The sequence below is a fragment of the Streptomyces sp. NPDC005774 genome, assembly GCF_042871645.1.
GTDB classification, from domain to species: domain Bacteria; phylum Actinomycetota; class Actinomycetes; order Streptomycetales; family Streptomycetaceae; genus Streptomyces; species Streptomyces pratens.
On the sequence record NZ_JBIAIV010000001.1, the window covers coordinates 1 to 25,651 of the forward strand.

22 protein-coding genes and 2 pseudogenes are annotated in these 25,651 nt (G+C 71.8%); 15 read left to right on the plus strand and 9 right to left on the minus strand.

Going from position 1 to position 25,651, the window contains the following annotated elements:
• Positions 1-311 precede the first annotated feature (311 nt).
• From ACFYQA_RS00005 to ACFYQA_RS00015, 3 genes and pseudogenes are all read left to right on the plus strand, one after another.
• Positions 312-440 (plus strand): hypothetical protein, encoded by a 129-nt coding sequence (locus ACFYQA_RS00005; RefSeq protein WP_388909289.1) that lies wholly within the window; start codon positions 312-314, stop codon positions 438-440.
• Positions 440-925, plus strand: a complete 486-nt coding sequence (locus ACFYQA_RS00010) for a hypothetical protein (protein ID WP_388909292.1) — start codon at positions 440-442, stop codon at positions 923-925. The genes ACFYQA_RS00005 and ACFYQA_RS00010 overlap by 1 nt, the downstream gene beginning before the upstream one ends.
• A 133-nt stretch (positions 926-1,058) precedes the next feature.
• A pseudogene (locus ACFYQA_RS00015) lies at positions 1,059-1,358 on the plus strand (lysine--tRNA ligase); the annotation flags it as partial.
• Positions 1,359-1,431: 73 nt separating this feature from the next.
• On the opposite strand, the gene ACFYQA_RS00020 reads toward ACFYQA_RS00015, so the two are convergent.
• The 3 genes from ACFYQA_RS00020 to ACFYQA_RS00030 all read right to left on the minus strand — a co-directional run bounded on the left by ACFYQA_RS00020 (position 1,432) and on the right by ACFYQA_RS00030 (position 5,048).
• On the minus strand, positions 1,432-2,931 hold the full coding sequence (locus ACFYQA_RS00020; RefSeq protein WP_388909295.1) for a DUF2637 domain-containing protein: 1,500 nt from the start codon (positions 2,929-2,931) through the stop codon (positions 1,432-1,434).
• Positions 2,932-3,129: 198 nt separating this feature from the next.
• Complete coding sequence (locus ACFYQA_RS00025; protein ID WP_388909298.1) at positions 3,130-3,996, minus strand: DUF3558 family protein; 867 nt, start codon at positions 3,994-3,996, stop codon at positions 3,130-3,132.
• A 119-nt stretch (positions 3,997-4,115) separates the two neighbouring features.
• Entirely contained in the window at positions 4,116-5,048 is a 933-nt protein-coding gene (locus ACFYQA_RS00030) for a DUF3558 domain-containing protein (RefSeq protein ID WP_388909301.1), read from the minus strand.
• A gap of 214 nt (positions 5,049-5,262) precedes the next feature.
• Here ACFYQA_RS00030 and ACFYQA_RS00035 point away from each other — a divergent pair, with 214 nt between their 5' ends.
• Positions 5,263-6,456, plus strand: a complete 1,194-nt coding sequence (locus tag ACFYQA_RS00035) for an RtcB family protein (RefSeq protein ID WP_388909304.1) — start codon at positions 5,263-5,265, stop codon at positions 6,454-6,456.
• A 70-nt stretch (positions 6,457-6,526) separates the two neighbouring features.
• Here ACFYQA_RS00035 and ACFYQA_RS00040 read toward each other — a convergent pair whose 3' ends face one another.
• Complete coding sequence (locus ACFYQA_RS00040) at positions 6,527-7,303, minus strand: SDR family NAD(P)-dependent oxidoreductase (protein WP_388909307.1); 777 nt, start codon at positions 7,301-7,303, stop codon at positions 6,527-6,529.
• A 187-nt stretch (positions 7,304-7,490) separates the two neighbouring features.
• The gene (locus tag ACFYQA_RS00045; RefSeq protein WP_388909310.1) at positions 7,491-7,826 is read right to left on the minus strand and encodes a YnfA family protein; all 336 of its coding nucleotides are present in this window, start codon (positions 7,824-7,826) and stop codon (positions 7,491-7,493) included.
• Positions 7,827-7,922: 96 nt separating this feature from the next.
• Here ACFYQA_RS00045 and ACFYQA_RS00050 point away from each other — a divergent pair, with 96 nt between their 5' ends.
• The 8 genes from ACFYQA_RS00050 to ACFYQA_RS00085 all read left to right on the plus strand — a co-directional run bounded on the left by ACFYQA_RS00050 (position 7,923) and on the right by ACFYQA_RS00085 (position 19,183).
• On the plus strand, positions 7,923-9,008 hold the full coding sequence (locus ACFYQA_RS00050) for an LLM class flavin-dependent oxidoreductase (protein ID WP_386405943.1): 1,086 nt from the start codon (positions 7,923-7,925) through the stop codon (positions 9,006-9,008).
• Entirely contained in the window at positions 9,005-9,691 is a 687-nt protein-coding gene (locus ACFYQA_RS00055) for a CE1759 family FMN reductase (RefSeq protein ID WP_388909313.1), read from the plus strand. Before ACFYQA_RS00050 ends, ACFYQA_RS00055 begins: the two co-directional genes overlap by 4 nt.
• Before the next feature lie 333 nt (positions 9,692-10,024).
• The gene (locus tag ACFYQA_RS00060) at positions 10,025-10,870 is read left to right on the plus strand and encodes a response regulator (protein ID WP_388909316.1); all 846 of its coding nucleotides are present in this window, start codon (positions 10,025-10,027) and stop codon (positions 10,868-10,870) included.
• A 228-nt stretch (positions 10,871-11,098) separates the two neighbouring features.
• Positions 11,099-12,478, plus strand: coding sequence for an ATP-binding protein (locus ACFYQA_RS00065; RefSeq protein ID WP_388909319.1), 1,380 nt, complete (start codon positions 11,099-11,101; stop codon positions 12,476-12,478).
• A 184-nt stretch (positions 12,479-12,662) separates the two neighbouring features.
• Positions 12,663-13,931 carry an ArgE/DapE family deacylase gene (locus tag ACFYQA_RS00070; protein WP_388909322.1) on the plus strand — a complete coding sequence of 423 codons (1,269 nt, stop codon included), beginning with the start codon at positions 12,663-12,665 and terminating at the stop codon, positions 13,929-13,931.
• Positions 13,932-14,249: 318 nt separating this feature from the next.
• Complete coding sequence (locus ACFYQA_RS00075; RefSeq protein ID WP_388910235.1) at positions 14,250-16,010, plus strand: sigma-70 family RNA polymerase sigma factor; 1,761 nt, start codon at positions 14,250-14,252, stop codon at positions 16,008-16,010.
• A 626-nt stretch (positions 16,011-16,636) separates the two neighbouring features.
• On the plus strand, positions 16,637-18,334 hold the full coding sequence (locus ACFYQA_RS00080; RefSeq protein WP_388910238.1) for a histidine kinase: 1,698 nt from the start codon (positions 16,637-16,639) through the stop codon (positions 18,332-18,334).
• Between the two features lie 195 nt (positions 18,335-18,529).
• On the plus strand, positions 18,530-19,183 hold the full coding sequence (locus tag ACFYQA_RS00085; RefSeq protein ID WP_388909325.1) for a response regulator: 654 nt from the start codon (positions 18,530-18,532) through the stop codon (positions 19,181-19,183).
• A 437-nt stretch (positions 19,184-19,620) separates the two neighbouring features.
• Here ACFYQA_RS00085 and ACFYQA_RS00090 read toward each other — a convergent pair whose 3' ends face one another.
• Positions 19,621-20,184 carry a rhodanese-like domain-containing protein gene (locus tag ACFYQA_RS00090; protein ID WP_388909328.1) on the minus strand — a complete coding sequence of 188 codons (564 nt, stop codon included), beginning with the start codon at positions 20,182-20,184 and terminating at the stop codon, positions 19,621-19,623.
• A gap of 74 nt (positions 20,185-20,258) precedes the next feature.
• On the opposite strand from ACFYQA_RS00090, the gene ACFYQA_RS00095 reads away from it, so the two are divergent.
• On the plus strand, positions 20,259-20,537 hold the full coding sequence (locus ACFYQA_RS00095; RefSeq protein WP_388909331.1) for a metal-sensitive transcriptional regulator: 279 nt from the start codon (positions 20,259-20,261) through the stop codon (positions 20,535-20,537).
• An 8-nt stretch (positions 20,538-20,545) separates the two neighbouring features.
• Here ACFYQA_RS00095 and ACFYQA_RS00100 read toward each other — a convergent pair whose 3' ends face one another.
• The 3 genes from ACFYQA_RS00100 to ACFYQA_RS00110 are packed head-to-tail and all read right to left on the minus strand — an operon-like array spanning position 20,546 to position 23,052.
• Complete coding sequence (locus tag ACFYQA_RS00100) at positions 20,546-21,295, minus strand: sulfite exporter TauE/SafE family protein (protein ID WP_388909336.1); 750 nt, start codon at positions 21,293-21,295, stop codon at positions 20,546-20,548.
• A complete protein-coding gene (locus ACFYQA_RS00105) occupies positions 21,292-21,651 on the minus strand; it encodes a rhodanese-like domain-containing protein (protein WP_388909339.1) in 360 nt (119 codons plus the stop codon). Before ACFYQA_RS00105 ends, ACFYQA_RS00100 begins: the two co-directional genes overlap by 4 nt.
• Positions 21,652-21,687: 36 nt before the next feature.
• Positions 21,688-23,052: a rhodanese-like domain-containing protein gene (locus ACFYQA_RS00110; protein WP_388909342.1), complete on the minus strand. Its 1,365-nt coding sequence runs from the start codon at positions 23,050-23,052 to the stop codon at positions 21,688-21,690.
• A gap of 771 nt (positions 23,053-23,823) precedes the next feature.
• Here ACFYQA_RS00110 and ACFYQA_RS00115 point away from each other — a divergent pair.
• Entirely contained in the window at positions 23,824-25,353 is a 1,530-nt protein-coding gene (locus ACFYQA_RS00115; protein WP_388909345.1) for an FAD-dependent monooxygenase, read from the plus strand.
• 72 nt (positions 25,354-25,425) lie between these two features.
• Positions 25,426-25,650: pseudogene (locus tag ACFYQA_RS00120) on the plus strand (arsenic resistance protein); the annotation flags it as partial.
• Between the last annotated feature and the right edge of the window lies 1 nt (position 25,651).

Genomic DNA, 25,651 nt, shown 5'->3' on the forward strand with positions numbered 1-25,651 from the left:
AGAACCCCCGGCCCTTCGTCTGGACCAAGACCGCCGACGAGATCCTCGAACGCCTCGCCGGATATCTGAACCGAATCAAAGACTCATGACACTAGCGTCGCGCGCACGATGCCGCTCAGGACGTCCGCGGGCGCTGGAGGAGGCAGCGACAACGGCGGATGCGGCCAGGAGGGCGTTGTGTCCTGCATCTCACTGTCTGTATGCGCGGGGGAAAACTGTGAAGATCCTTATTCTTTTTTGTGAATGAGGGGATCCAGTATGAAGAAAAGAAACAGACCCGGGGTTGGGGCCACGCGGGTGTCATCACCAAGATGGCGAAGGGGAAGGCCTACGTGAGCGCGCACAACAACAACCGCCTGAACCAGCGCCTCGACACCTACATCCGAAGCCAGAGGGGCACGTGGGCGAACATCCATCGCGTCAGGCCGGAGTGGTACTGATGCTCAAGACCTCAGGAGCCAAGTGGCTCATGGCGGCACTCGTCACCCTGTGTCTGGGCGGAGGCGTCCTCGTATGGTGGCTGCTCCGTGAACCGGCGCCCTACGCCTTGCGGGACACCCCCGAGGTGAATGTGACGGTCCGCGCCGCGGAGTCCACCTACCCCGAGGTCGAGGAGGTCGCCCGCGAGGTCGAACTGGTCCTCGAGGTATACGTCCAACGCCTTCGGGGCGGTGACGCTGCGGACCTGGCCGGGGTCGGTGCCCCGTGGTACACCGGCCGGGAGAAGGCCGCACAACGCCTGATCGTCGAGTTCGGCGCACACGCCGACAAGCCGGTCGAAGCAGTCGTGGCCGACCCCGTCGCACCGGGCCTGGCCACCGTGGAACTCCGCTTCAGTGACGGCGGGCAGCAGGTACTCGACCTCACCCGCGACGACGATGTGTGGTGGCTGAGCATGGGGGACGGTGATCCGGTGAAGCCGTAGGCACCGGTATCCCTCCAATGGATCGTGACCGCCGTCCAGAAGCCTTGTGCTTGTGGACGGCGGTTCGCTCATGCGGCTTCGCAGACCGTTCACCACAGCGCAAGGCTGGTCGACTTGATGACGGCGGCGCCGGGAGCTGCTGAAGTCCCTCGACGAGCAGGGCCGCCGGTCGCTGCGGCTGCTGGTCGACGGGCTGGCCGACCACTGGTCGCTGGACGGGCTGACCCACCACGTGTACGGCGTTCCCAAGGTCCAGGCCGGCTTCCCCGCCGACGCCACGCCCAAGGAGCTGCCGGCGGAGATCAAGACCGCGCAGCGGTCGTTCTTCGCGCTGCTCTACCACCTGCTGGTCGGGCGGGACACCGGTCCGCGGCTGCCCACCCTGCTGCTCGCGGTGGGCCAGGAGCGGGTGCGACGGCTGCTCGGGCAGTAGGAGGAAGGATCCAACGGCGGTGGGGGCGCCCGGCGAACATCTCGCCGGGCGCCCCCACCGCCGTGTGTGCGTCTCAGGCGATGTGGTCCTCGGTCAGTTCCGCGGTGTGGCGGTTCGTGAAGCGGCTGACCATGCGCTTGGTCTCCTCCGGGGGAAGGGTCCGGCTGAACTCGGCCTCGACGTTGTCACCGAACTCCCGGGGCGTCGGGTAACTGCCGTTGATCGACTTCTTGAAGACCTGGTAATACGCTTCCTCGTCCGGCTCGGCAGCCGGAGTGCCGCCGCCCTCGCCCAGCTCGCGGGTGCGGCCGGGGCCGACCGGGATGGGGAACGTGCCGGTGTCCTCCGGGGACGGCTCCTGCGCCGGGGGTGCCTCCTCGAACTGCCCGCGGTACTGCTCGGCCCGCTCCTGCTCCGCCGCCCACTCGGCGTACTGCGGGTCGTCGGCGGGGTCGTAGGTGGGGTCGTAGCCGCCGTGGTACTCGACGGACTGCGGGTCCCGGGCGTGCAGCCACGAGCTCTGGTCCGGGTCGGGCGGCTGCTGCTCGTACGGCGCGTTCGGGCCGTACTGCTCGTACGGGGGCATGACCTGCGCGTCCGGAACGCCCCGGGGGTCGCGGGTATTGCGGGCGTCGCGGAAGGCCCGGGGGTCCTGGGCCTCGCGATGGCCGCCGTCGCGGTGGTCCTCGTCGTACGCGCCGCCGTCGTTCTGGTCGCCGAAGGCGCCGTGGCCCCCGCGGCCGCCGCGGTTGCCGGGTCCGCCCGTCAGCTCGGGGCGCTGATCGGCGGGCGGGGCCGCCTTCTGCAGGGAGAGCGCGGTAGCTCCGGTGGCCGGGTCATCCATGGTGGCCCGCTGCTCCGGTGCCGGCGGCAGCACCGCCGGTTCGATACCGGCCGCCGCCAGACCCGCCGGGGCCGTCTCGGCGAGGGGGACGCCGAACTTGGCCAGGCGCAGCGGCATCAGGGACTCCACCGGGGCCTTGCGGCGCCAGCTCCGGCCGAAGCGGGAGCGCATCCGGGCCTGGTAGACGAGGCGTTCCTGCTCCAGCTTGATGACCTGCTCGTAGGACCGCAGTTCCCACAGCTTCATCCGCCGCCACAGCAGGAACGTGGGTATCGGCGAGAGCAGCCACCGGGTGAGGCGGACGCCCTCCATGTGCTTGTCCGCGGTGATGTCGGCGATCCGGCCGACCGCGTGCCGGGCGGCCTCCACGGACACCACGAACAGGATGGGGATCACACTGTGCATCCCCACGCCGAGCGGGTCCGGCCAGGCGGCCGCACCGTTGAAGGCGATCGTCGCCGCCGTCAGCAGCCACGCCGTCTGACGCAGCAGCGGGAAGGGGATACGGATCCAGGTCAGCAGCAGGTCCAGGGCCAGCAGGACGCAGATGCCCGCGTCGATGCCGATCGGGAACACATAGCTGAAGTTCCCGAAGCCCTTCTGCAGGGCCAGTTCGCGGACGGCCGCGTAGGACCCCGCGAAGCCGATGCCGGCGATGACCACGGCTCCGGCGACGACCACGCCGATGAGAATCCGGTGTGTCCGTGTCAGCTGAATGGGCGCGGCCACCCGTACTCCCCTCCTCTAGCGTGTTGTTGCGCGCAACAGAGTGGCACATGTGTGCGGAGAACGAGTGGCCGGTTCCGTATCGGAGTTTCACCGCCCGTCTTCGGGCCCGTCTTCAGGCCCGTCCTCGGGTCGTCTCGCACCCGCCTTCGCACCCGCCTTCGTGCCCGTCCTGGGGCACGTCGCCGCGGCCCCCGGACCTCAGTCCTTCGCCGGTGCCGGCGCCGAGGAGGACGCCGGCTCCGACGGCGAACCGCTCTCGGCGGCCCCGCCGGAGCTCTTGCCGCCGTTGGACTCGGTGACGGTCTTCACCGCTTCCTTCGCCGCCTTCTTCGCGTCCTTCATCAGGTCGTCGGCGCTCGGCGACTTGTCGCCGGCGAGACCCGCCCCGTTGTAGTCGAGGGTGAGGACGACGTTCTCGACGCGGGCCACGACCGTCTGCTGCTTGAAGGTGCCTTCCTTCTTCTTCAGGTCGTAGCGCACGGCCGTCGCCTCGTCGCCGGTGTCCGTGACGGGTTCGGCCTTCGTGTCCTTGGCGCCCTCGGCGGCCTGGACGTCCTTGACCTGCTTGTCGTAGTAGGCCTTGGCCAGTTCGTCGCCCGCGCCCCGCGTGGTGTCCGACTCGAAGCGCAGCATCGACACGCTCAGCCAGCGGAACTGCGAACCGTCCACACCGTTGTTGGCGAGGCTGTCCCAGGAGCAGCCGGCGCGCGTCGAGATGTCCTCGGACTGGCTCTCCTTGCCCGACTTCGCCTCCGGTACGAGATCGTCCAGGGTCTTCTTCGACAGGACGTCACACGCGTCCGGCAGGTCCTTGTACACCGCCGCCCGCACCGTCGGGGACGGGCTCGCGGACGCGGACGCCGACGCCGAACTGTCGGCCGCCCTGCCCTTGCCGTCGTCGGAGCCGGAGTCCGAGGAGCAGCCGGCGACGATCAGCATCGCGGGGAGGACCGCCGCGCCGACAAGGACGCGGTGGAGGCGCTTCGCGCTCCCCCACGGGCTGGACGGCGTGGGCGGTTCCCCCACGTCTCGCTGTGCTCGTCGCTGCATGGTTCCTTCACTCATGACGCTTGTGTTCCCTGCGGTCAAAACGGAGGCCAAGGGGTCACCGTACGCGGTGAGCCGACCGTGTGGTCTTCCTTCGGACGCTTTGTGCAGGGCGGTGGAGGAGGCGTGTACGGGGCTCAACCGCCCAGCGAATCGGCCAGCAGTGAGGCCAGTTTCCGCGCCCTGTCCTGCATTTCCTTACTGTCCGGGACGGTGCCGACGGTCGCCGACTGCTCCGCGTACTCGATCGTCACGACCACGTTGGACGTGCGGAACGCCACAGTCACCGAGCGCTGTTTGACGGTCGATCCGGAGCTGCTCAGCTCATCGTCGATGAAGGCCTCCTCGCCGAATTCGTCCAGGAGACGGGGCTGGAGGTCGGCGGGCGGGACGGACGGCGACGCGGGGGAGGACCCGCCCTCGGACGGCGAGCCGGAGCCGGAGGTCTTGGCGACCGCGGCGGAGTCGACACCGGAAGAACCGGTGGATTCGGAGGGATCGGAGGATGCGGAGGGGCGGGCCGAAGGGGATGAGGACGCGTCCGGACCCGTGGACGCGCTGCCGCCGTCCTCGCCGGAGTCGTCGTCCGTGTCCGCGGAACCGGACTCGGTGGCCGTCGGCTCCGGAAGGTCCGCCGCCGCCCGCTTCGTCGCGAAGAGTTCCTTGGCCTGGCTGTCGTCGCTGACGGCGTTGTCGTAGGAGACGACCCGCTCGAAGTCGATCACCAGACGGTTGGTGGCCTCGGCCGACTCCACCTTCCAACTGCAGCCCACTTTGCGGTCGGTGTCGTAGGTGAGCGTCGCCTCGCCCGCGTACGCCTTCACCCGCTGGGCCTCGTCGGTCATCTCCCCGATGCCGGGCAGGAGTTCGTCGAGTATGCCGGTGCCGACCACGCCGCAGGGCTCCGGAAGCGTGGCGTATCTGCCGGGCTGGGCCGCCTGCGACACCGTCCCGGCACTGCCCGGGTTGGAGTTGTCCGACCGGTTCCCGTCGCCCGAACCGCCGGTGCATCCGGCCAGCAGGGCCGCGAGGAGCGCGGCGACGCCGGGTACGTAGGCCCTCCGCTGCACGACCGGGCTCCTCTCGACGGTGGGCGCGGGCCTCGGCCCGCCGGGTCTACCAGTGTCCCCGCTGCTTAATCGCTTGCCGCACGGGGGCACCCCCGGCAGACAATGTGTATCGCACGCACTGCCGTGAGCGCCGGTCCGAAGTCCCTTTCGTCGACCCTGGCGACGGTTTTTGCTCTTTTGTTCTTATGTTGTTTTCCGGGGGAATGAGGAAGATATGTCGTACGTGGAGATGCCCGGCGCGAAGGTGCCGATCCGCATGTGGACGGACCCGGCGTCGGTGGAGGAGGTCGCCCTCCAGCAGTTGCGGAACGTGGCGACCCTGCCCTGGATCAAGGGCCTCGCCGTGATGCCGGACGTGCACTACGGCAAGGGTGCGACGGTCGGCTCGGTCATCGCGATGCGGGGCGCGGTGTGCCCGGCGGCGGTGGGGGTCGACATCGGCTGCGGCATGTCGGCGGTGAAGACGTCCCTGACGGCGAACGAGCTGCCGGGCGACCTGTCCCGGCTGCGCTCGAAGGTCGAGCAGGTGATCCCGGTCGGGCGGGGGATGCACGACACCCCCGTGAACCCGGCCCGCCTGCACGGGTTCGCGACCGGCGGCTGGGACGACTTCTGGGGGCGGTTCGACGGGGTGGCGGAAGCGGTCAGGTTCCGTCACGAGCGGGCCGGTAAGCAGATGGGAACGCTGGGCGGCGGAAATCATTTCGTCGAAATCTGCACGGATACGACCGGCGCTGTCTGGCTGATGCTGCACTCCGGTTCCCGGAACATCGGCAAGGAACTCGCCGAGCACCACATCGGCGTGGCCCAGAAGCTCCCGCACAACCAGGGCCTGGTCGATCGCGACCTCGCCGTCTTCGTGGCGGACACCCCGCAGATGGCGGCCTACCGGAACGACCTGTTCTGGGCGCAGGAGTATGCGAAGCGGAATCGTTCGATCATGATGGCGCTCCTGAAGGACGTGATCCGCAAGGAGTTCAAGAAGGCGAAGCCGGCCTTCGAGACGGAGATCAGCGCGCACCACAACTACGTGGCCGAGGAGCGCTACGACGGCATGGACCTGCTCGTCACCCGCAAGGGCGCGATCCGCGCGGGCTCCGGCGAGTTCGGGATCATTCCGGGCTCCATGGGCACGGGTTCGTACATCGTCAAGGGTCTCGGGAACGCCGACTCCTTCAACTCGGCGTCCCACGGCGCCGGCCGCCGCATGAGCCGCAACGCGGCGAAGCGGCGCTTCTCGACCAAGGACCTGGAGGAGCAGACGCGGGGCGTGGAGTGCCGCAAGGACTCCGGTGTCGTGGACGAGATTCCGGGCGCGTACAAGCCGATCGAGCAGGTCATCGACCAGCAGCGGGACCTCGTGGAGGTCGTGGCGAAGCTGAAGCAGGTCGTCTGTGTGAAGGGCTGACCGGGGCCTGTCCGGCCCGATCCGACGTGATGTGCCGGACAGGGGCCCGACTTGGGCATCGGCGCCGCTCTCAGCGCTCCCGGTGGACCTTGCTGTTCGACGCCTGGGCGCGGGGGCGGACGACCAGCAGGTCGATGTTGACGTGGCTGGGGCGGGTCACCGCCCAGGTGATGGTGTCGGCGACGTCCGCCGCGGTGAGGGGCTCGGCGACGCCCTCGTACACCTTGGCGGCCTTCGCCTCGTCGCCGCCGAAGCGGGTGAGGGCGAACTCGTCGGTCCTCACCATGCCGGGCGCGATCTCGATGACGCGCACGGGCCGGCCGACGATCTCCAGGCGCAGGGTCTCGGCGAGGACATGGGCGCCGTGCTTGGCGGCGACATAGCCGGCGCCGCCCTCGTAGGTGGAGTGCCCGGCGGTCGAGGACACGACGACGACCGTGCCGTCGCCGCTCGCCTCCAGCCTGGGCAGCAGGGCCTGGGTGAGGTGCAGGGTGCCGATGACGTTGGTCTCGTACATCCGGCGCCAGTCCTCCGGGTCGCCGGTCGCGACCGGGTCGGCGCCCAGCGCGCCGCCGGCGTTGTTGACCAGGACGCCGACGGTTTTGAACGCGGTGGCGAACTCGTCGACGGCGGCGCGGTCGGTGACGTCGAGCGGGTACGCGGTGGCCGTGTGGCCCGCCGCGTTCAGCTCCTCGGCGAGCGCCTCGATCCGGTCCTTGCGGCGGGCGGTGAGGACGACGCGGTAACCGGCCTCGGCGAGTCCGCGTGCCGTGGCGGCCCCGATCCCGCTGCTCGCGCCGGTGACGACGGCGATACGCGACGCTACGGACGGTGTTGCGGCGGCCATGGGGCTCCTCCATGCGGGCGACTGCGGTGCCGGGCCCGGCCAGGATAAGCGGGAGCGGGCGGTCCACCGGGGCCGCCCCGGCCCGCGCGGATGCGGCTGCGGCTGCGGCTGCGTGAGGGTGGTGGCTGCGCGGGGGCGGTGGCCGTGTGGGTGCGGTGGGTGTGTTGGGTGTGGTGGGCCCGTGGGGTCAGCCGTTGCGCGGGGCCCACATGATCACGGCCATCCCGGCCAGGCAGATGAGCGCGCCGGCGATGTCCCAGCGGTCCGGGCGGTAGCCGTCGGCGACCGCGCCCCACAGGAGCGAACCGGCGACGAAGATGCCCCCGTACGCGGCGAGGACGCGGCCGAAGTGCGCGTCGGGCTGGAAGGTCGCGACGAATCCGTACGCGCCGAGGGCGAGGACACCGCCGGCCGCCCACATCCAGCCGCGGTTGTCCCGTACGCCCTGCCAGACCAGCCAGGCGCCGCCGATCTCCAGGATCGCGGCGAGGATGAAGAGGGCTGCGGAGCGGGCGATCAGCATGTGGGCAGCTTCGCACGCGGGGTTTCGGAATAACGGGAGCAGGCGACCCGTTCACGGGTATAGTTGAACCGTAAACAACCTGGAGGGTGAGCGGCCATGCAGTTCGGGATTTTTACCATCGGTGATGTCACGCCCGACCCGACCACGGGACGTACCCCCACCGAGCGTGAGCGGATCAAGGCCATGGTCGCCATCGCGCTGAAGGCCGAAGAGGTGGGCCTGGACGTCTTCGCGACCGGTGAGCATCACAACCGGCCGTTCGTCCCGTCCTCGCCGACGACCATGCTCGGCTACATCGCGGCGCAGACGGAGAAGCTGCACCTCTCCACCGCCACCACCCTGATCACCACCAACGACCCGGTGAAGATCGCCGAGGACTACGCGATGCTCCAGCACCTGGCCGACGGCCGGGTCGACCTGATGATGGGCCGGGGCAACACCGGGCCGGTGTACCCGTGGTTCGGGCAGGACATCCGGCAGGGCATCAACCTCGCCATCGAGAACTACGCCCTGCTGCACCGCCTGTGGCGCGAGGACGTCGTCAACTGGGAGGGCAAGTTCCGCACCCCGCTGCAGGGCTTCACCTCCACACCCCGCCCGCTGGACGACGTACCGCCGTTCGTCTGGCACGGGTCGATCCGCTCGCCCGAGATCGCCGAGCAGGCCGCGTACTACGGTGACGGCTTCTTCCACAACAACATCTTCTGGCCGGCCGACCACACCAAGCGGATGATCGAGCTGTACCGCGCCCGGTACGCGCACTACGGGCACGGCACGCCCGAGCAGGCCATCGTCGGCCTCGGCGGCCAGGTGTTCATGCGGAAGAACTCGCAGGACGCGGTGCGCGAGTTCCGTCCGTACTTCGACGTCGCCCCCGTCTACGGGAACGGGCCCTCGCTGGAGGAATTCACCCAGCAGACCCCGCTGACCGTGGGCTCCCCGCAGCAGGTCATCGAGAAGACGCTGTCCTTCCGCGACTACGCGGGCGACTACCAGCGCCAGCTGTTCCTCATGGACCACGCGGGGCTGCCGCTGAAGACCGTGCTGGAGCAGATCGACCTGCTGGGCGAGGAAGTCGTGCCGGTGCTGCGCAAGGAGTTCGCCAAGGGGCGCCCGGCCGGCGTGCCGGACGCGCCGACCCACGCCTCGCGGCTGGCCGCCCGAGAGGTGAGCACCGTATGAGCGTCGTCGTCGTGTCGGCCGGCCTGAGCGTGCCGTCGTCCACCCGCCTGCTCGGGGAGCGGCTCGCGGCCGCGGCCACCGGGCAGGCCCCGGAGGACGTGCGGGTGATCGAGCTGCGGGACCTCGCGGTCGACATCGCGCACAACTTCACCAGCGGTTTCCCGGCACCGGCGCTCGCCGACGCGATGGACGCGGTGACCGGGGCGGACGGGCTGGTCGTGGTCACGCCGGTGTTCTCGGCGTCGTACAGCGGGCTGTTCAAGTCGTTCTTCGACGTGCTCGGCGTACGGGACCGGGAGGCCCTGGACGGTAAGCCGGTGCTGATCGCCGCGACCGGGGGCACGCCCCGGCACTCGCTGGTACTGGAGCACGCCCTGCGCCCCCTCTTCGCCCACCTGCGCGCGATCGTCGTCCCCACGGGGGTGTACGCCGCGTCCCAGGACTGGGGTGACAAGGGCCTGGACGCCCGGATCGAGCGGGCGGCGGGCGAACTGGCCGCCCTGACGGGCGCGCTGTCGGCCGCCTCCGGCGGTGCTTCCGTAGCTACGGACGGCGTTACGGACGGCGGTACGGGCGGTGACGCGATCAGCGTCACGCGCGGGGGCGCGGCCGCCGACAAGTTCGACGCGCGCAATGTGGTGCCGTTCGAGGAGCAGCTGGCCGCGCTGCGGTCGGCGGGCTGAGCGCGCCAGGGCGCTGAGCGCGCCGAGGGTGCCGAAGGCGCGAACGTGCCGACGGCGCCGAGTACAGAACTCCCGGCGGTCTTCTCTGGACAGCGGCCGTCGGGTGAGGCGACCGGTTCCGTCCGGTTCCGGTCGCTCGCGAGGAGCCGGTCGCGGGTGGGGACGCCTGCGACCGGACCGCGGGCGAGGCCGTGCGTCGGACCGCGACCGGACCACGGGGTCGTACGGCAGTCCGGGGGAGAGAGCGGGGGGAACAAGAAGACGGCGGTGTCCGGGCCACCGGTCGTCCGCCGGGGCGGCGGTCCTTGGCAGACTGGCACCGTGCCCCCTACCGTGCCCCGTACCCCCGCCGTGCTGCTCGCCGAGGACGACCGTGCCATCCGCAACGCCCTGGCGCGTGCCCTGACCCTGGAGGGCTACCGGGTCACCGCGGTCGCCGACGGCGCCGAGGCGCTGGCGCAGGTCCACCGCAGCCGGCCCGACGTCCTCGTGCTGGACGTGATGATGCCCGTCATCGACGGGCTCCAGGTGTGCCGGGTGCTGCGCGCCGAGGGCGACCGCACCCCCGTACTGATGCTGACGGCGCTGGTGGAGACCGCCGACCGGATCGCGGGGCTGGACGCGGGCGCCGACGACTACGTCGTCAAGCCGTTCGACGTCGAGGAGGTCTTCGCCCGGCTGCGCGCCCTGCTGCGCCGGGTGGCACCCGCACCCACGCCCGAGTCCGCACCCGCACCCACGCCCGAGTCCGCACCCGCGCCCGAGTCCGCCGAGTCGTCGGGGCGGCAGCCGTCGTCCGGGACCCCTGGGACACCCACACCCAGGAACTCCGGGACACCCAGGACGTCGGGCGGGCGACCGGACGATCCGGTGGCAGGGCGGTTCGTCGACGCGGCCGGGCTGCGCATGGACCCGCGGGCGCGCCGGGCCTGGCGGGGCCGGCGGGAGCTGGAGCTGACCCGGACCGAGTTCGAGCTGCTGGAGCTGCTGGTCCGCAACGCGGGCATCGTCCTCGACCACTCGACCATCTACGACCGCATCTGGGGCTACGACTTCGGTCCCGGTTCAAAGAACCTCGCCGTCTACGTCGGCTATCTGCGCCGCAAACTCGACGAACCCGGGGCGCCGCAGCTGATCCACACGGTGCGCGGGGTGGGTTACGTGCTGCGGGAGGACTGAGTGGCGCGCGACACCGCCGACGCCTCGGGCGTCTCACATACCCCGGGCGCCTCACGTTCCCCGGGCGTCTCACGTTCCCCGGGCGTCTCACGTTCCCCGGGCGTCTCACATACCCCGGGCATCTCACGTTCCCCGGGCGCGTCGCGCACTCCGGGTGCGTCGCATACTTCGGGTACCCCGGCCGGACGGCGTCGGCTGCGGCTGCTGTCGCTCGGCGCCAAGTTCGCGGTGGCCTTCGCCGCCGTGACGGCCACGGTCACCGTTCTGGTCGGCATCCTGTCGTACGGCGCCGCCGCCCGGCTGCTGCGGGTGGACCAGCAGATGGTGTTCGACGAGGTCGTGCAGGATCTGCGCGGCGAGGTCCGGGCGAACCGGATGTCACCGGTCGACTTCTCCTCCGCCGCCCCCGGCCACGACCTGGTGCGGCCCGCCCGGACGGACGTCCAGGTGCTCGGGCCGGACGGCCGGATCGTCGACCCGGGCGACCCGGGGCTGCCGGTGGTCGCCGTCGACCGCGCGGTCGCGGGCGCCGCCACGGCCGGGCGGGTGGTCGAACACGCGGACGTCGCCGTCGGCGACGACATCTACCGCGTCGCGACTGTCGCGCTGGGCGAAGGCCGGGGCGCGGTGCAGGTCGCGCAGGAGTTCAGCGATATCGAGGACCTGCTGCGGGCCCTCCAGCGGCGCACGCTCGTCCTGATGGCGGCGGTGGTGATCGCGGCCGGTCTGTTCGGCTGGTGGCTGGCCCGGCGGATCACCCGCCGCCTGGTCGTCCTCACCGCCGCCGCCGAGGACGTCGCCCGCACCCGCAGGCTCGGCATCCAGGTGCCCGTCACCGGTCACGACGAGGTGGGGCGGCTCGGCCGCGCCTTCGACCGGATGCTCGGCCGGCTCGCCCAGTCCGAGGACGACCAGCGCCGGCTCGTCCAGGACGCGGGCCATGAACTGCGTACCCCGCTCACCTCCCTGCGGACCAACATCTCCCTGCTGCGCCGTATCGACGAACTTCCTTCCGACACCCGTGAGGAACTCGTCACCGACCTCACCCAGGAGGCCCGTGAGCTGACCGACCTGGTCAACGAACTCGTCGAACTCGCGGCCGGCCAGTCCGACACCGAGCCGCCGTGCCGGGTCGACCTCGCCGACCTCGCCGAGGACGTGGCCGAACTGGCCCGGCGCCGGGGCGGCCGCGAGATCACCGTCCACGCGAGCGGCGACACCACGACCGACGGACGGCCCGGAATGCTGACGCGGGCGGTGTCCAACCTGGTCGAGAACGCCGTCAAGTTCGACCGGAACGGCACCGCGCCCATCGACATCACGGTTGCCGGGCCCGCGCGGTCGGGCACGGTACGGGTGGAGGTCCGCGACCGGGGGCCCGGCATCGCCGCAGGCGATCTGGTCCGCGTCTTCGACCGCTTCTTCCGCGCCGCCGACGCCCGCTCCCTCCCCGGCTCGGGCCTCGGCCTGTCCATCGTCCGCGAGGTGGCCCTGGCCCACGGGGGCGCCCCGTACGCCGTCCGCCGGCCCGGCGGCGGAACGGTGATCGGCTTCACGGTGGGCGGCGGCCCGCTGACGGATCCCGACGACGAGGGCCCGGGCCCCTGACACGCCGGTGCCGATGCCGGTGTCATGCGACCGCCACCGCCACCGCCACCGCCACCGCCACCGCCACCGCCACCGCCACCGCCACCGCCGCCGCCGCCGCGGTCGCCGCGTACGGACCGCCGGAGGTGAGCATGTATGCGAGCGGGGCGCTCCGTACGCGTCCCGGGAGGGGAGGAGTGGCGACGTGCTGACCGATGAGGAGGCCGCCGCGCTGGCGGCGATCGACGAGGCGGCCCTGGGGCGGACCCTGCTGGAACTGATCGGTGCGCCGAGCGTGACCGGGAGCGCCGCCGAGTCCGAACTCCAGCACCAACTGGCCGGCCGGCTGGAATGGCTGGGGATGGAGGTCGACCTGTGGTCCATGGACCTGCCCGCGCTGCGCGCCCGCCCCGGCTTCCCGGGCATGGAGGTGCCCCGCGAGGAGGCGTGGGGCCTGGTCGGGACCACCCCCGACGGCGGTGACGGGCCCACCCTGATCCTCCAGGGCCATGTCGACGTCGTACCGCCCGGCGACCTCGAGGCCTGGGGGGACGGCGACCCGTTCGTCCCGCGTGTGACCGGGGACGTCGTACACGGGCGCGGTGCCTGCGACATGAAGGCGGGGCTCGCCGCGCACCTCGCCGCCCTCGCCGCGATACGGACGGCCGGGATACGGCTGCGCGGCCGGGTCGCCGCCCACTTCGTCGTCGGCGAGGAGGACGGCGGCATCGGCGCGTTCGGCACCCTGGAGCGCGGACACGGGGGTGACGCCTGCGTCATCGCCGAACCCACCGGATCCACCCTGATCACCGCGAACGCGGGCGCCCTGACGTTCCGGCTCGCGGTGCCCGGCAAGGCGGCGCACGGCAGCGCGCGGGAGCAGGGGGTGAGCGCGGTCGACGCGTATCTGCCCCTGCACCGGGCGCTTGCCGGCCTGGAGGCCGAGCGGAACCGGGACCCGTCCCCGCTGCTCGCCGAGTACCCGATCCCGTACGCGCTGTCGGTGGGCACCGTACGGTCCGGGGACTGGGCGAGCAGTGTGCCGGACCTGCTGGTCGCCGAGGGCCGGCTCGGCGTACGCCTCGGCGAGGACCCGGCCGAGGCGCGCGCCGACCTGGAGCGGTGCGTGGCGCGGGCCTGCGCCGCCGACCCCTGGCTGCGCGACCACCCGGCGACGGTGACCTGGCCGGGCGGGCAGTTCGCGAGCGGCCGGCTGGAGGAGGGCCACCCGCTGCCGGACCTCGTCGGCGCCGCGTACACGGACGCCACGGGCGGCCCGGCACCCCGGCAGCGCGGTGCGACGTACGGCAGCGACCTGCGGCACTACACCGGCGCGGGGATACCGACGCTGCAGTTCGGGCCGGGGGACATCACGGTGGCGCACAGCGCGCGCGAGCACGTGTCCCTGCGGGAGACGGTGGCGGCGGCCCGGACCCTGGTGCTCACGGTGCTGCGGACGGTGGGGACCAAATGAGGAAACCAGGTGAGGTGGATCAGGTGAGGGGGACCGCGTGAGGCGGACGGTGACGGCGCTCACTGTCACACGCGGGGTCCTGTGCCACACTCGCCCCGCCGTGGTCGAACGCGCGTACGTGCATGAGGAGTCGCGCGTACGTGCATGGGGGCCGCGCGTGCCGGAATGACTCCCGCGCTTTTTGTTATCCGGCCCTCGGTGACGGCTCTCCTCCTGTGACAGCGCAGTACGAGCCAGGACCGAGAAGGAGCGTGGACGAGCGTGGCAGCGAGCAGCGAACCCGGCAGGGAGACGGTCGAGGCCGCACAGCGCGGCGACATGCGGGCCCAGGACGAACTCGTCGCCGCCCACCTCCCGTTGGTCTACAACATCGTGGGCCGGGCCCTGAACGGCCACCCCGACGTCGAGGACGTGGTGCAGGAGACCATGCTCCGCGCCCTCGGCTCGCTCGGCTCGCTGAAGGACCCCGACAGGTTCCGGTCCTGGCTGGTCGCCATCACCATGAACCAGATACGTCACCACTGGCGCAGTGAGAGCCACGGCGGGGCGGCGCCGGTCCGTTCGGGCCTGCACGACGCGTACGACGTCGCCGACCCGGGCGCCGACTTCGTGGACCTGACGATCCTGCGGCTCGGGCTGGAGGGCCAGCGGCGGGAGGCCGCCGAGGCCACCCGCTGGCTGGACCCCGACGACCAGGCCCTGCTGTCGCTGTGGTGGCTGGAGGCGGCGGGCGAGCTGACGCGGGCGGAGGTCGCCGCCGCACTGGAACTGCCGCCGCAGCACACCGCGGTGCGCGTGCAGCGGATGAAGGCCCAGCTGGAGACGGCCCGGCTGGTGGTGCGGGCGCTGTCCGCGCAGTCGCGCTGCGTACTGCTGGACGACATGACGGAGGCCTGGGACGGCGTCCCCTCGGCGCTGTGGCGCAAGCGCATCGCACGCCACGCCCGGGACTGCACCGTCTGCGCGGGCTTCCAGTCGGGGCTGGTCCCGGCGGAGGGCCTGCTGGTCGGACTGGGCCTGGTGCCGGTGGCGGCGGGCCTGCTCGCCGCTCTCGGCACCGGGGCCGGAACGACGAAGGCGGTGCCGGTGTCCTTCGCGAGCCACGCGACGGCGGGCTCGGAGGACATACCGACAGGGTCGTACGGGGACACGGGCGGCCCGGCGCCCGCCGGCTCCCCGGCCGAGACCCTCGCAACGGTGGAGGTGGGCCGCCGCGCGAACCGCCACACCAGCAGCCACGGCAACGGCCACGGCCGTACGGACGTCCCCGCGGGCAGCCGCGCACAGAGCCGCGCACGGCGCCGGCGGAGCAGGAACATCGCGGCCGTGGCCGCGGCGCTGCTCGTCACCGGCGGCGCGATATCCGGATGGGTCCTCCTGACACCGGACGGCGAAGCGGACAAGGTGCAGTCGGCCTCCACCGGCCGCCCCGAGTCCACCACGTCCGAGCCCGCGTCACCGAACCCTTCCCCCTCCGCGTCTGCCTCCGCCTCCGTCTCCGCCTCCGCGTCGTCCTCACCCTCACCCTCACCCTCGGCCTCCGCCTCCGCCTCCGCCTCGCCGGACGCCTCACGGGGGCCGAAGTCCTCGGCCACACCGAGCTCCGAGGCGACCCGTACGAAGTCCGCCCCCGCGGCCCCCGCACAACCGGAGAAGACGTCGGCGCGCCCCGGGACGACACCGCCCACCGCACCCGCGGCCGCCCCGGGAGGCACCCAGGCCACCCAGGTCCTGGCCCTCACCAACACCGAGCGTGCCGCGGCGGGTTGCTCACCGGTGACGCTCGACAACCGGCTGAACAAGGCGGCCCAGCTGCACAGCGAGGACATGTCCGCCAACAACTACTTCTCGCACACCGGGCAGAACGGCAGCAGTTTCGTCGACCGTGTCACGGCACAGGGCCACCCGAGCCCGGGTGCCGAGAACATCGCCCGCGGCCAGAGCTCCGCCGAGAGCGTCATGGAGGCGTGGATGAACTCCGAGGGCCACCGCGCGAACATCCTCAACTGCTCGCTCAAGACGATGGGCGTCGGAGTGGTCACGAGCGACTGGACCTGGACCCAGGTCTTCGGCCGCTGACCACCCTGTTGGTGGCAGGTGGATTCGGCCCCACGCCGACGCCGAGGCAGGCTCAGCGTGCTCCCGTTGCTCGCACGTCAGCCCGTTGCCCCGAAAGTGGGGGTTGGTCACCCCCTGCGACGGCGATACGGGGAGGAATGCGCCAGTAGAAGGGTTCTGTGAAGGTCCCGGAACGGCGGGGCCGGGCGGAGGCGGCACGGTGCCCGGCCGTCGCCCTCCCGGCGCCGGAACCGCGGTGACCGCGGGCACGTGCGAGGGACGTGACATTGCTTCACCCCTCACGGCGGCGTGGCCACTTCCTGACCGCCACCGCCACCGCCACCGGCAACGTCACCGACAACGCCCTGCTCATTCAGCGAACCGTCCCATGAGTGCCCCGCCGCACGACGACCGAAGCCATCGGACATGCTCGTTCGTCAGCAGTCCCGCCAAGGCCATCGGGCGACTTTCGTCGTCGGCCGGTGCGACCAAGGGCCACTGCGCCGGCCGTCCGGGGGCCCTAACGTGAGCGCGTGACTCGTGTGGAATCCATGACTTCGGCAGCGTCGGCTCTGCGGGCACCGGTGGTGAGGGCGCGCTGGGCATCCCGGTCGGCCGCACCGGTGCGGAACCTCTTTGCTCCCGGCATGTGGCCCGCCCGGCGCATCGTGGGCGAGTCGCTGCTGAGTTCGGCCCTGGCCCTGCTGGCGATGGGTCTTGAACTACTGGACAACGGAAGCCTGATGTGGGCCGTCGGCGTCGGACTGGCGATCGGGCTGCTCTCGCCGCTGCGCCGGGTGCTGCCCGCGACCGTACTGCTGGCGACCGCCGTCGGCTCCGCGGTGATCAGCGGGCTGACAGCGCTTCTTCTCGTCGCCGCCTGGTCGGCCGGGCGGCGGATCGGCGGACTTGGCAGGGCCTCCGGTGTCTTCGCCCTGGCCTATGCCCTCGCCTTCGGTTCCGACCTGTGGAACCTGCCTCACTACTCCCTGTCCTTCCTGACCTTCGGCGCCCTGTTGGTGCTGGTCATGATCTTCGTGCCGGGTCTCGCCGGACGCTACTGGGCGCAGCGCCGGACACTGGCCGACATCCTCGGCGAGTACCGCACCCAACTCCTCCGTGAGCGCGAGATCATCGCCGAGCACGCCCGGATACGGGAGCGTCAGCGCATCGCGCACGACATGCACGACAGCCTCGGCCACCAGCTCGCGCTGATCGCGGTGCACACCGGCGCGCTGGAGGTCGACCCGTCACTGACCGGACGGCAGCACGAGGCGGTCGGAGTGCTGCGCGAGGCCTCGGTGGCCGCTATGCACGAACTGCGCGACGTGGTCGGGGTGTTGCGGGACAACGCCGAGGCGTCCGACCCCGAGGGCGCCCCGGGGGCCGCGGAACCGGACGGTGAGAACCCCACACCGCGGTCACGCGGCGTGGCCGGTATCGACAGCCTGGTGGAGACCTCCCGAAAAGCGGGTACGCCCGTGGAGTTGCTGTGCTCGGGCGAAGCGCATCCCCTCAACCCCACCGCCGGCCACGCGGCGTACCGGCTGGTCCAGGAGGGCCTGACCAACGCGCACAAGCACGCCCCCGGCGCCTCGATCACCGTCGGCCTGCGGTACGAGCCGGACTCGCTGGTCGTCGAGGTCGCCAACGGCCCGGCGGTGGAGCCCGCGCACCACGATGTGGCGAGCGGCGGCCAGGGGCTGACCGGGCTGGGGGAGCGGGCCCGGCTCGTCGGCGGCATGGTGCACGCGGGCCCCACGGAGGACGGCGGGTTCCGGCTGGCGGGCGTACTGCCGTACACGTCACCGGGTGACGGCTTTCCGAAGCCGGCACCCGGTGCGGCCACGACGACGTTCGTCGCACGCACGGACGACTTCCGGGCGAAGAACTCGGCGGGCCTCTCCGGTCAGAGTGATCCGGTCCTCGAACGGATCGCTCTCCCCAAGGAGTTGGCCAAGGCAATGAGCAGGAACAAGACGCGCAACGGAGTGGCCGTCGGATGCGGAGTGGCGGCCCTGGCCGTCCTGCTGCTGGCGATCGCGGCGGTCGTCGGAGTGGTACTCCTCTTCCGCGAGGCGGACAAGAGCATGATCGAGCCGAAGGAGTACGACGCCATCAAGGTCGGCCAGTCCGAGACGGAGGTCCGCGACCGGCTGCCCGACGGCGACTCGTTCCTGGCCGAGGACCTGGAGAAGGACGCGCCCCCCGTGCCCGCGGGGGCGGAATGCCTCAGCCTCCTCTCCACGGAGGTCGGGGACGACTGGGACACGGAACCGGCGTACCGGTTCTGCTTCAAGGACGGAAAGCTGATCGAGAAGAAGACCTTCGAAGCCGAGGTCTAGAACGCGGGATGAAGTTCCCGCCCGCCCTGCGGACGGAGGGACGGATGGACGGACGGACGGATGGACGGACGGCGTGGCTTGCGCGGCGGCTCTGGCGGGCGGAAACCTGATGCCTCGCCGTACGGCGAGCGTCCGGATCGGGGATGATGACCGGGTGCTCGCAGGTATGGCCGCTCAGGACCGCACAGGAGAGTCGTGATCAGGGTTCTCGTCACGGATGACGAACCGCTCATTCGGGCAGGAATCAGGATGATCCTCGCCTCGGCCGATGACATCGAGGTCGTTGCCGAGGCGGCGAACGGCAGGGAGGCGGTCGAACTCGCCCGCACCCAGCGCGTCGACGTCGCGCTGCTCGACCTCCAGATGCCGGTCATGGACGGGCTGACGGCCCTGGCCGAGCTGCACCGGACCGCCCCCCGGGTGCGCGTGCTGATCCTGACGACGTTCGGCGAACAGCGGAACGTGCTGCGCGCCCTGGCCGAGGGAAGCGCGGGTTTCCTGCTGAAGGACTCGGCGCCCGCGGAACTCATGCGCGCGGTACGGGCGGCGGCGGCCGGCGAGGCGTACCTGTCCCCCGGCGCCGCTCGGCACGTCGTGGACTCGCTGGCCTCCGGCGGAACGGCACGGCGTGCCGAGCAGGCCCGCCGCCGGCTCGAGAAACTGACCGACCGCGAACGCGAGGTCCTGGCCCTGCTGGGCGAGGGCCTGTCCAACGCGCACGCCGGTCAGCGGATCCACATGAGCGAGGCCACGGTCAAGACGTACGTGAGCCGCATACTCGCCAAGCTGGAGTGCGAGAACCGGGTCCAGGCCGCACTACTGGCCCGGGACGCCGGCCTCGGAGCCTGACGGCGGCCTCGGAGCCCGACGGCGACCGTTCTGCCCCCGGGGCCGAGGCCCTGTCGCCGGGCACATGACGAGGGCGGGACCCGAAAGCCCCGCCGGCGCTCCGTGAAACCCCGGGTCAGGGCCGCACCAGGCAGTACGGCTGATGTCCTGCCTCGTGGAGGCGGTGCGAGAAGTCCTGCCGCTCGTGGAGCGATCGGGAGCGAACCGATGCCACGCGACCGCATGCGGAAACCCGGCTCGCGGGCGAAGGACGCAGGCCCCCGCGGACCGGCGCCGACGAGGTGGATGATCGGCCGCGGCAGGGGACACGCCGTCGTCCACGCCTACCACTGACGCCCACCCCCGCCGGGGCCGCGCCCGGGCCGGCCTGCACCGGCGGGGGTGTCCCGGGCGCGGCGGTGTCCACCGCCCGGGTCCGGCTTCTCCGCCGGTGGGCGTTACCGGCCGAGGGTGTCGAGGGTGGCGTCGAGGTCGGTGGTGCGGGGCTGGTTGTGGGGGAGTTTGGCGAGCAGGGCGGCCATGCCGCAGGTGTTGGTGGCGGCGGAGAAGACCAGGCCGCTTCCGACGGCGGCGGACAGCCAGCGGGCGGGCCGGTAGCGGGTGCCGAGTGCGAGGCCGGCGACGACGAGGGCTCCGGCGGCGAGGCGCACCTGGCGTTCCATGGGCCAGGTGACCTTGTTGGTGTCGCGGTGGGCGGGGTGGCCCTGTTGGATCCAGGCGGTGGTGCCGCCGGTGAGGGTGGCGGCGGGGATGTCGGCGGCGGCGAGCTGTTCGCAGGCGGTGGCGGAGCGGTTGCCGGAGGCGCAGACCATCAGCAGTCGGCCGCGGGCGGCTGCCGTCTTGAGGGCGGGGAGTGCGGTGCGCAGGTGGTCGAGGGGGATGTTGTGGGCGCCGGGGAGGTGGCCGGAGGCGTATTCGCCGGGAGTGCGTACGTCGATGACGGTGTAGTGGTGCAGCTCGTCGGCGGCCTGGGCGGGGTGGAGGGCGGTGGGGGTGTTCACGTGCTGGGATTCCTTTTCTCGGAGGGCGCCAAACGGACTAGAATACCCGAGGGGGTATCGATTCAGGAGGAAGCGTGGAGCTGGAGATGGCGGCCGATGAGCTCAAGAGCGTGCTCAACCGGCTGCGGCGGGCCCAAGGGCAGATCGCCGGGATCATCAAGATGATCGAGGACGGCCGGGACTGCGAGGACGTGATCACGCAGCTCGCCGCGGTCTCCAGGGCGCTGGACCGGGCCGGGTTCGCGATCATCGCGACGGGGTTGCAGCACTGCATGGCCGAGGGCGGACAGGTGGACGGTGACCGGGACCGGATGCGCGCCCGCCTGGAGAAACTGTTCCTGTCCCTGGCCTGAGCCCCACCTCACGTCGCGGCGTCGACGAGCATGAAGGCGGCCACGGCCAGTAGGACCACCGCGAAGGCGCGCTGCAGACGGGGTCCGGAGACCTTCACGGCGAGGCGCTTGCCGTCCCAGGCGCCCAGGACCGCGGCGGCGATGAAGGGACCGATCACCGCCCAGTCGAGGGAGACGGCGGCGCCCGAACGGGTGGCGAGCGAGGCCAGGGAGTTGGCCGTGATGACCAGCAGGCTGGTGCCGACGGCGGCCTGCATCTCGAAGGCCAGGACGGTGACCAGGGCGGGGACGGCGAGGAAACCGCCGCCCACGCCCAGCAGTCCGGTCAGCGCGCCCAGCCCCGCCCCGGCCCCGGCTGCCCTGCCCGGTCGTACCGCGCTGCGTCCGGCGCCGACCGTGCCGGCGGGCCGGAGCATTCTGAGTGCGGCGAGGGCTGCGACGGCGGCGAAGGCGAGGGTGAGGGCGGCCTGGGGCAGGCGGGCGGCGGCGGCTCCCGCCAGAGCGGCGGGCAGGAGACCGGCGGCGGCGAACGCCGCTCTGGCTTTCCACCGCACGTGCCCGGCGCGGGCGTGGGCGTACAGGGCGGTCAGGGAGGTGGCGGTGACGATGACGAGGCCGGCGGTGGTGGCCGCGGCGGGGGTGAAGCCGAGCAGGTAGATCAGGGCCGGTACGGCCAGGACGCTGCCTCCACCGCCGAGGGCACCCAGCGCCAGGCCGACCACGGCCCCCGCGATCAGGGCCAGGATCAGGGCGCTCACGCGATCCGGCCGCCCTGCCCGCGCTTGTCGACGACCGGCAGTCCGGCCTTCGCCCAGGCGTTCATGCCGCCGGTCACGTCGACGGCGTCGACGCCGCGGGAGGCCAGGAGCTTGGCGGCCTGCCGCGAACGGTGCCCGGAGCGGCAGATCGCCACCACCGGCCGGCCCTGCGCGTCCGGCGGCAGGGCGGCTCCGGCCGGCAGCCGGGTCAGGGGCAGATGGACGGCGCCGGGTGCGTGCCCGGCCTTCCACTCCGGCGCCTCGCGCACGTCGAGCAGTACGGCGGTGCCGTCGCCGGTTCGGGTGCGGGCCTGCTCGGGGGTGAGGCGGCCTGTGCCGCGTCGGAAAAGGAACATGGTCGTGCCCTCGGCTTGGGTGAGCGGATTGGCTGGTCAGTGGTGGGCCACGGTCAGGCCCGCCTCGCCGGCGGCGTCGAAGCCGTCGTCGACGGCGACCACGTCCCGCCCGGCGGCGTCCAACAGGGAGGCGGCGATCGCCGCGCGCATCCCGCCTGCGCAGTGCACCCACACGGTCCCGGGCGGCACCTCACCGATCCGGCCGTGCAGCTCGTGGATCGGGATGTGCACCGACCCCTCGACGTATCCCGCGGCGCGTTCGGAATTCCGGCGCACGTCCAGCACCACCATCTCCTCGCCGCGCTCGTGCACTTCGGCGAGGTCGGCGAAGCGGGCGCGCGGGAACGAGGCGAGCTCCTCGCCGGAGCGCACCCAGTCCGCCGGGTCGCCGGTGGCGGCTGCGGCCGGCCGGTCGATGCCGACCCTGACCAGCTCACGCTGCGCGTCGGTGATCTGCGCGGCTGTATCGGCGAGCAGGGTGACGGGCTTGCCCCACGGGATCAGCCAGGCCAGGTAGGTGGCGAGCTTGCCCTCGCCCTCGAAATTGAACGATCCGGCCACGTGCCCTTCGGCGAAGGCGACCCGGCTGCGCAGGTCCACCACCCACTCGCCCGCCGCCAACCGCTTCGCGATCCGTGCGGCGTCGGCGGGCCCGGGCGGGGTCAGGTCGACGGGCGCGGGGCCGTCGGCGTTGGCCGGACCCATGTGCGCGTAGTACGCGGGCACGTCGTCCAGGCCCGCGAGTATCCGCGCGACGAAGATGTCCACGTCCAGGGTCAGCGCGTCGTTGGTCTTGCGCTCCCTGCCGATCGTGGTCGTGTCCCCCTCGGCCTGGGAGGAGGAGCAGAAGCTGCCGAAGCCGTGGGTGGGCAGCACCGGCACCTCGTCGTCCAGCTCATCGGCCAGCCGATGGGCGGAGGCGTGCTGGGCGCGGGCCAGCTGCTCGGTCAGCCGGGGCTCCACCAGATCCGGACGGCCCACCGAGCCGATCAGCAGCGAGCCGCCGGTGAACACCGCCACCGCACGTCCGTTCTCCTCGAGTGCGTAGGAGGTGTGGTGCGGGGTGTGCCCTGGAGTGGCGAGCGCCCGCAGCGCCAGACCCACGTCCACCGTCACCGTGTCGCCGTCGGCGACCGGGGTGCGGGCGAAGGACACGTGGGCCGCGGCCGGGACCAGATAGGAGGCGCCGGTGACGCGGGCCAGCTCCAGGCCGCCGGTGACGTAGTCGTTGTGCACGTGGGTCTCCGCCACGTACGCGATCCGTACCCCCCGCCGGGCAGCGGCCGCGATCACTCGGTCGACGTCACGCGGCGGATCGACGACGACCGCGGCTTGTGGACCGCCGGCCAGGTAGCTGCGGTTGCCCAGGCCCTCGAACTCCAGAGTGTCGATGAAGAACACAGGTATGGCTCCTTCCCGGAACGGTGTACCCCCGGGGGTATCTGTCTCTCACTCTAACAGCAATACCCAGGGGGGTATTTCTTGAGGTGGAAGGATCCCGTTTCCGGCATTTCCTCCAAGGTTCCGGGAGCCCGCCGCGGCATCGAGGGCAGGGTGCCCGCATCGCCGAAGGAGCGGCGCACCGTCCGCCTCGCCACCCTCGATACGGAGGGGGCCGGCTGGTCGATCCGTCCGGTACGGGGTTCGCGGCCCGTACCTGCCGGAGCTTCTCGGAGGGGGAACCTCTCGGTCGGCTGCGTCCGGCAGGGACGGGAACTCAGGGACCGGCCGGGGCGGTGGAGACCGCGACGCCGATCACGAAGCCGCACGAAGCGGAAACCGGCACGGTCGGCAGCGGACCCGCGCGGCGCGCCGGGCGGACAGCGGCGGCTGGCCCCGAGGCGGCGTCTCCGAGGTGGCGTCTCCGAGGTGGGGGTCGAGGAGTTCGGCTGACCGCAGGACGGCCTGCCGTACAGCACGCAGCCCTCCGCTGATGGGGGCGAGGCGACCAAGACCTCCTCCGGTACAGGCGGCAGGAGACGGAGGCGGTTGCCTCCGGGGCTGCGAAGGGGTCGGTTCCGGTCGATGAGAATGGTGGGGGAGCCGGTCATGCCGAGCTGTGCGGCCTGCGCCTCGCCCGTGACCTCGACGGCCCGGCAGGCAAGTGACAGCAAGGGCGAGGACGAGGTCGGGTGGGTCACAGGTGAGACGGTGGAGCACTACCGTGGATCCATGACGGCACCCTTGGACGTGTTGGTGGTCGGCGGGGGACCCACCGGGCTCGCGCTCGCCGCACAACTGCGCACCTACGGCACGTCCTTCCGGATCGTCGACCGCTCCTTGGACCGGGTCCGTGAGTCGCGCGCGCTGGGCATCCAGCCGCGCACGCTGGAGGCGCTCGCCGGGTTCGGGGTGACGGACGAACTCGTCGCATGCGGCAACCCTGCGATGCAACTCAGGATGCATCTGCCGCGGCGGGTGGTGCGGATGCCGTTGTTCGACATCGGGCTGGCCGATACCGCCTACCCGTTCCTGCTGTTCCTCTCCCAGGCGGAGACCGAGCGCATTCTCTCGGAGTATCTGGCGGGGCTGGGCGTGGCTGCGGAACGCGGCACCGAGCTGGTCCGTATGGAGCGCACGGGCTCGTTCGTCTCGTGCCGGCTGCGGCGCGGTGACGGGCACGAGGAGACGGTGGCCGCGCGGTACGTCGTGGGCTGCGACGGCGCGCACAGCACCGTGCGGGTCCAGGCGGGCATCGGCTTCCAGGGGTCCACCTATCCACAGACCTTCCTGCTCGCCGACCTGGAGGCCGACGGGCTGGAGCCCGGGGCCGTCCACACCTACCTGACCGGAGCCGGGATGCTCTTCTTCTTCCCGCTCGGCTCACCGGCCACCTGGCGGATGCTCGCCATGCGCCCACCGAACGCCTCGGATACCGAGGTGAGTCTGAGGCTCCTGCAGGACATCGCGGATGAGTACACGGCGGACCGGCTGGTGTTGCGGGATCCGGCGTGGATGACCGACTTCCGGCTCCACAACCGCGGCGCCGCCCACTACCGCTCGGGGCCTTTCTTCCTCGCCGGGGACGCAGCACACATCCACAGCCCGGCCGGCGCGCAGGGCATGAACACCGGCATCCAGGACGCACTCAACCTGGGCTGGAAACTCGCCCTCGTGTGCCAGGGAAAAGCGCCGGAGGAGCTGTTGGGGACGTACGAGGCCGAACGCGCTCCGGTCGGCCGCAGTGTGCTGCGCTTCACCGACCGCGCCTTCACCATCGGTACCAGCGGCAACCCGGTCATCCGCTTCGCCCGCACCCGACTTGCGCCGCGCCTGGCTCCATTGGCGCTGCGGGCGAGCGGCCCGCGGGGACGCGTCTTCCGTACGGTGTCGGAGCTGGGCATCCACTACCGGCGCAGCCCTGCCACGGTCGCAGGTCCGCAGCTGCCGAGACGCGGTCCGCGGGCGGGCGACCGGCTACCGGACCTGCCGAGCGGGCTGCAGGCGCGAACAGCCGGTCCGGGTTGGCACCTGCTCCTGTCCGGGCCGCCCACGCTGTGGAGCGACAAGCTGCTCGCTTCAGTGGTGCGCGGACGGGACGACCTGATCAGCGTCCACCGCATCGGCCGGGAGAGCCCGTGGCCCGCCGTGGCTCACGGACTCGTACGCCCCGACGGCTACTTCGGCTACGTCGCTCGCGGGGCACACCTGGAAGGGCTGCGCGCGTATCTCGACCGCTGGCTGCCCCCACGGCGCCACTGAGGTCACGCCTCCCGTGTGGCGTTGATCTCGGCGATCAGGTCCTCGATGCGCTTCCTGATCTCGTCGCGGATGGGCACCTTTGCCCTGGGCAAGGCGATCGGCCTCGCCTACGACCGGACCACCACCCTCGCCTTCACCGCGGCGGGCAACAACTTCGAGCCGGCCATCGCGGTCGCCATCGCCACCTTCGGCGTCACCTCCGGCCAGGCCCTGTCCGGTGTCGTGGGCCCGCTGATCGAAGTGCCGGTGCTGGTCGGCCTGGTCTACGTGTCGCTGGCCTGGCGCAAGAGGTTCACCG

Coding starts and splice junctions, on each gene's coding strand:
- ACFYQA_RS00010 (WP_388909292.1), top strand. CDS start 440: ATGCTCAAGACCTCAGGAGCCAAGTGGCTCATGGCGGCACTCGTCACC.
- ACFYQA_RS00035 (WP_388909304.1), top strand. CDS start 5,263: ATGTCGTACGTGGAGATGCCCGGCGCGAAGGTGCCGATCCGCATGTGG.
- ACFYQA_RS00115 (WP_388909345.1), top strand. CDS start 23,824: ATGACGGCACCCTTGGACGTGTTGGTGGTCGGCGGGGGACCCACCGGG.
- ACFYQA_RS00105 (WP_388909339.1), bottom strand. CDS start 21,651: ATGTTCCTTTTCCGACGCGGCACAGGCCGCCTCACCCCCGAGCAGGCC.
- ACFYQA_RS00075 (WP_388910235.1), top strand. CDS start 14,250: ATGCGGGCCCAGGACGAACTCGTCGCCGCCCACCTCCCGTTGGTCTAC.
- ACFYQA_RS00055 (WP_388909313.1), top strand. CDS start 9,005: ATGAGCGTCGTCGTCGTGTCGGCCGGCCTGAGCGTGCCGTCGTCCACC.
- ACFYQA_RS00080 (WP_388910238.1), top strand. CDS start 16,637: ATGTGGCCCGCCCGGCGCATCGTGGGCGAGTCGCTGCTGAGTTCGGCC.
- ACFYQA_RS00005 (WP_388909289.1), top strand. CDS start 312: ATGGCGAAGGGGAAGGCCTACGTGAGCGCGCACAACAACAACCGCCTG.
- ACFYQA_RS00045 (WP_388909310.1), bottom strand. CDS start 7,826: ATGCTGATCGCCCGCTCCGCAGCCCTCTTCATCCTCGCCGCGATCCTG.
- ACFYQA_RS00050 (WP_386405943.1), top strand. CDS start 7,923: ATGCAGTTCGGGATTTTTACCATCGGTGATGTCACGCCCGACCCGACC.
- ACFYQA_RS00040 (WP_388909307.1), bottom strand. CDS start 7,303: ATGGCCGCCGCAACACCGTCCGTAGCGTCGCGTATCGCCGTCGTCACC.
- ACFYQA_RS00025 (WP_388909298.1), bottom strand. CDS start 3,996: ATGAGTGAAGGAACCATGCAGCGACGAGCACAGCGAGACGTGGGGGAA.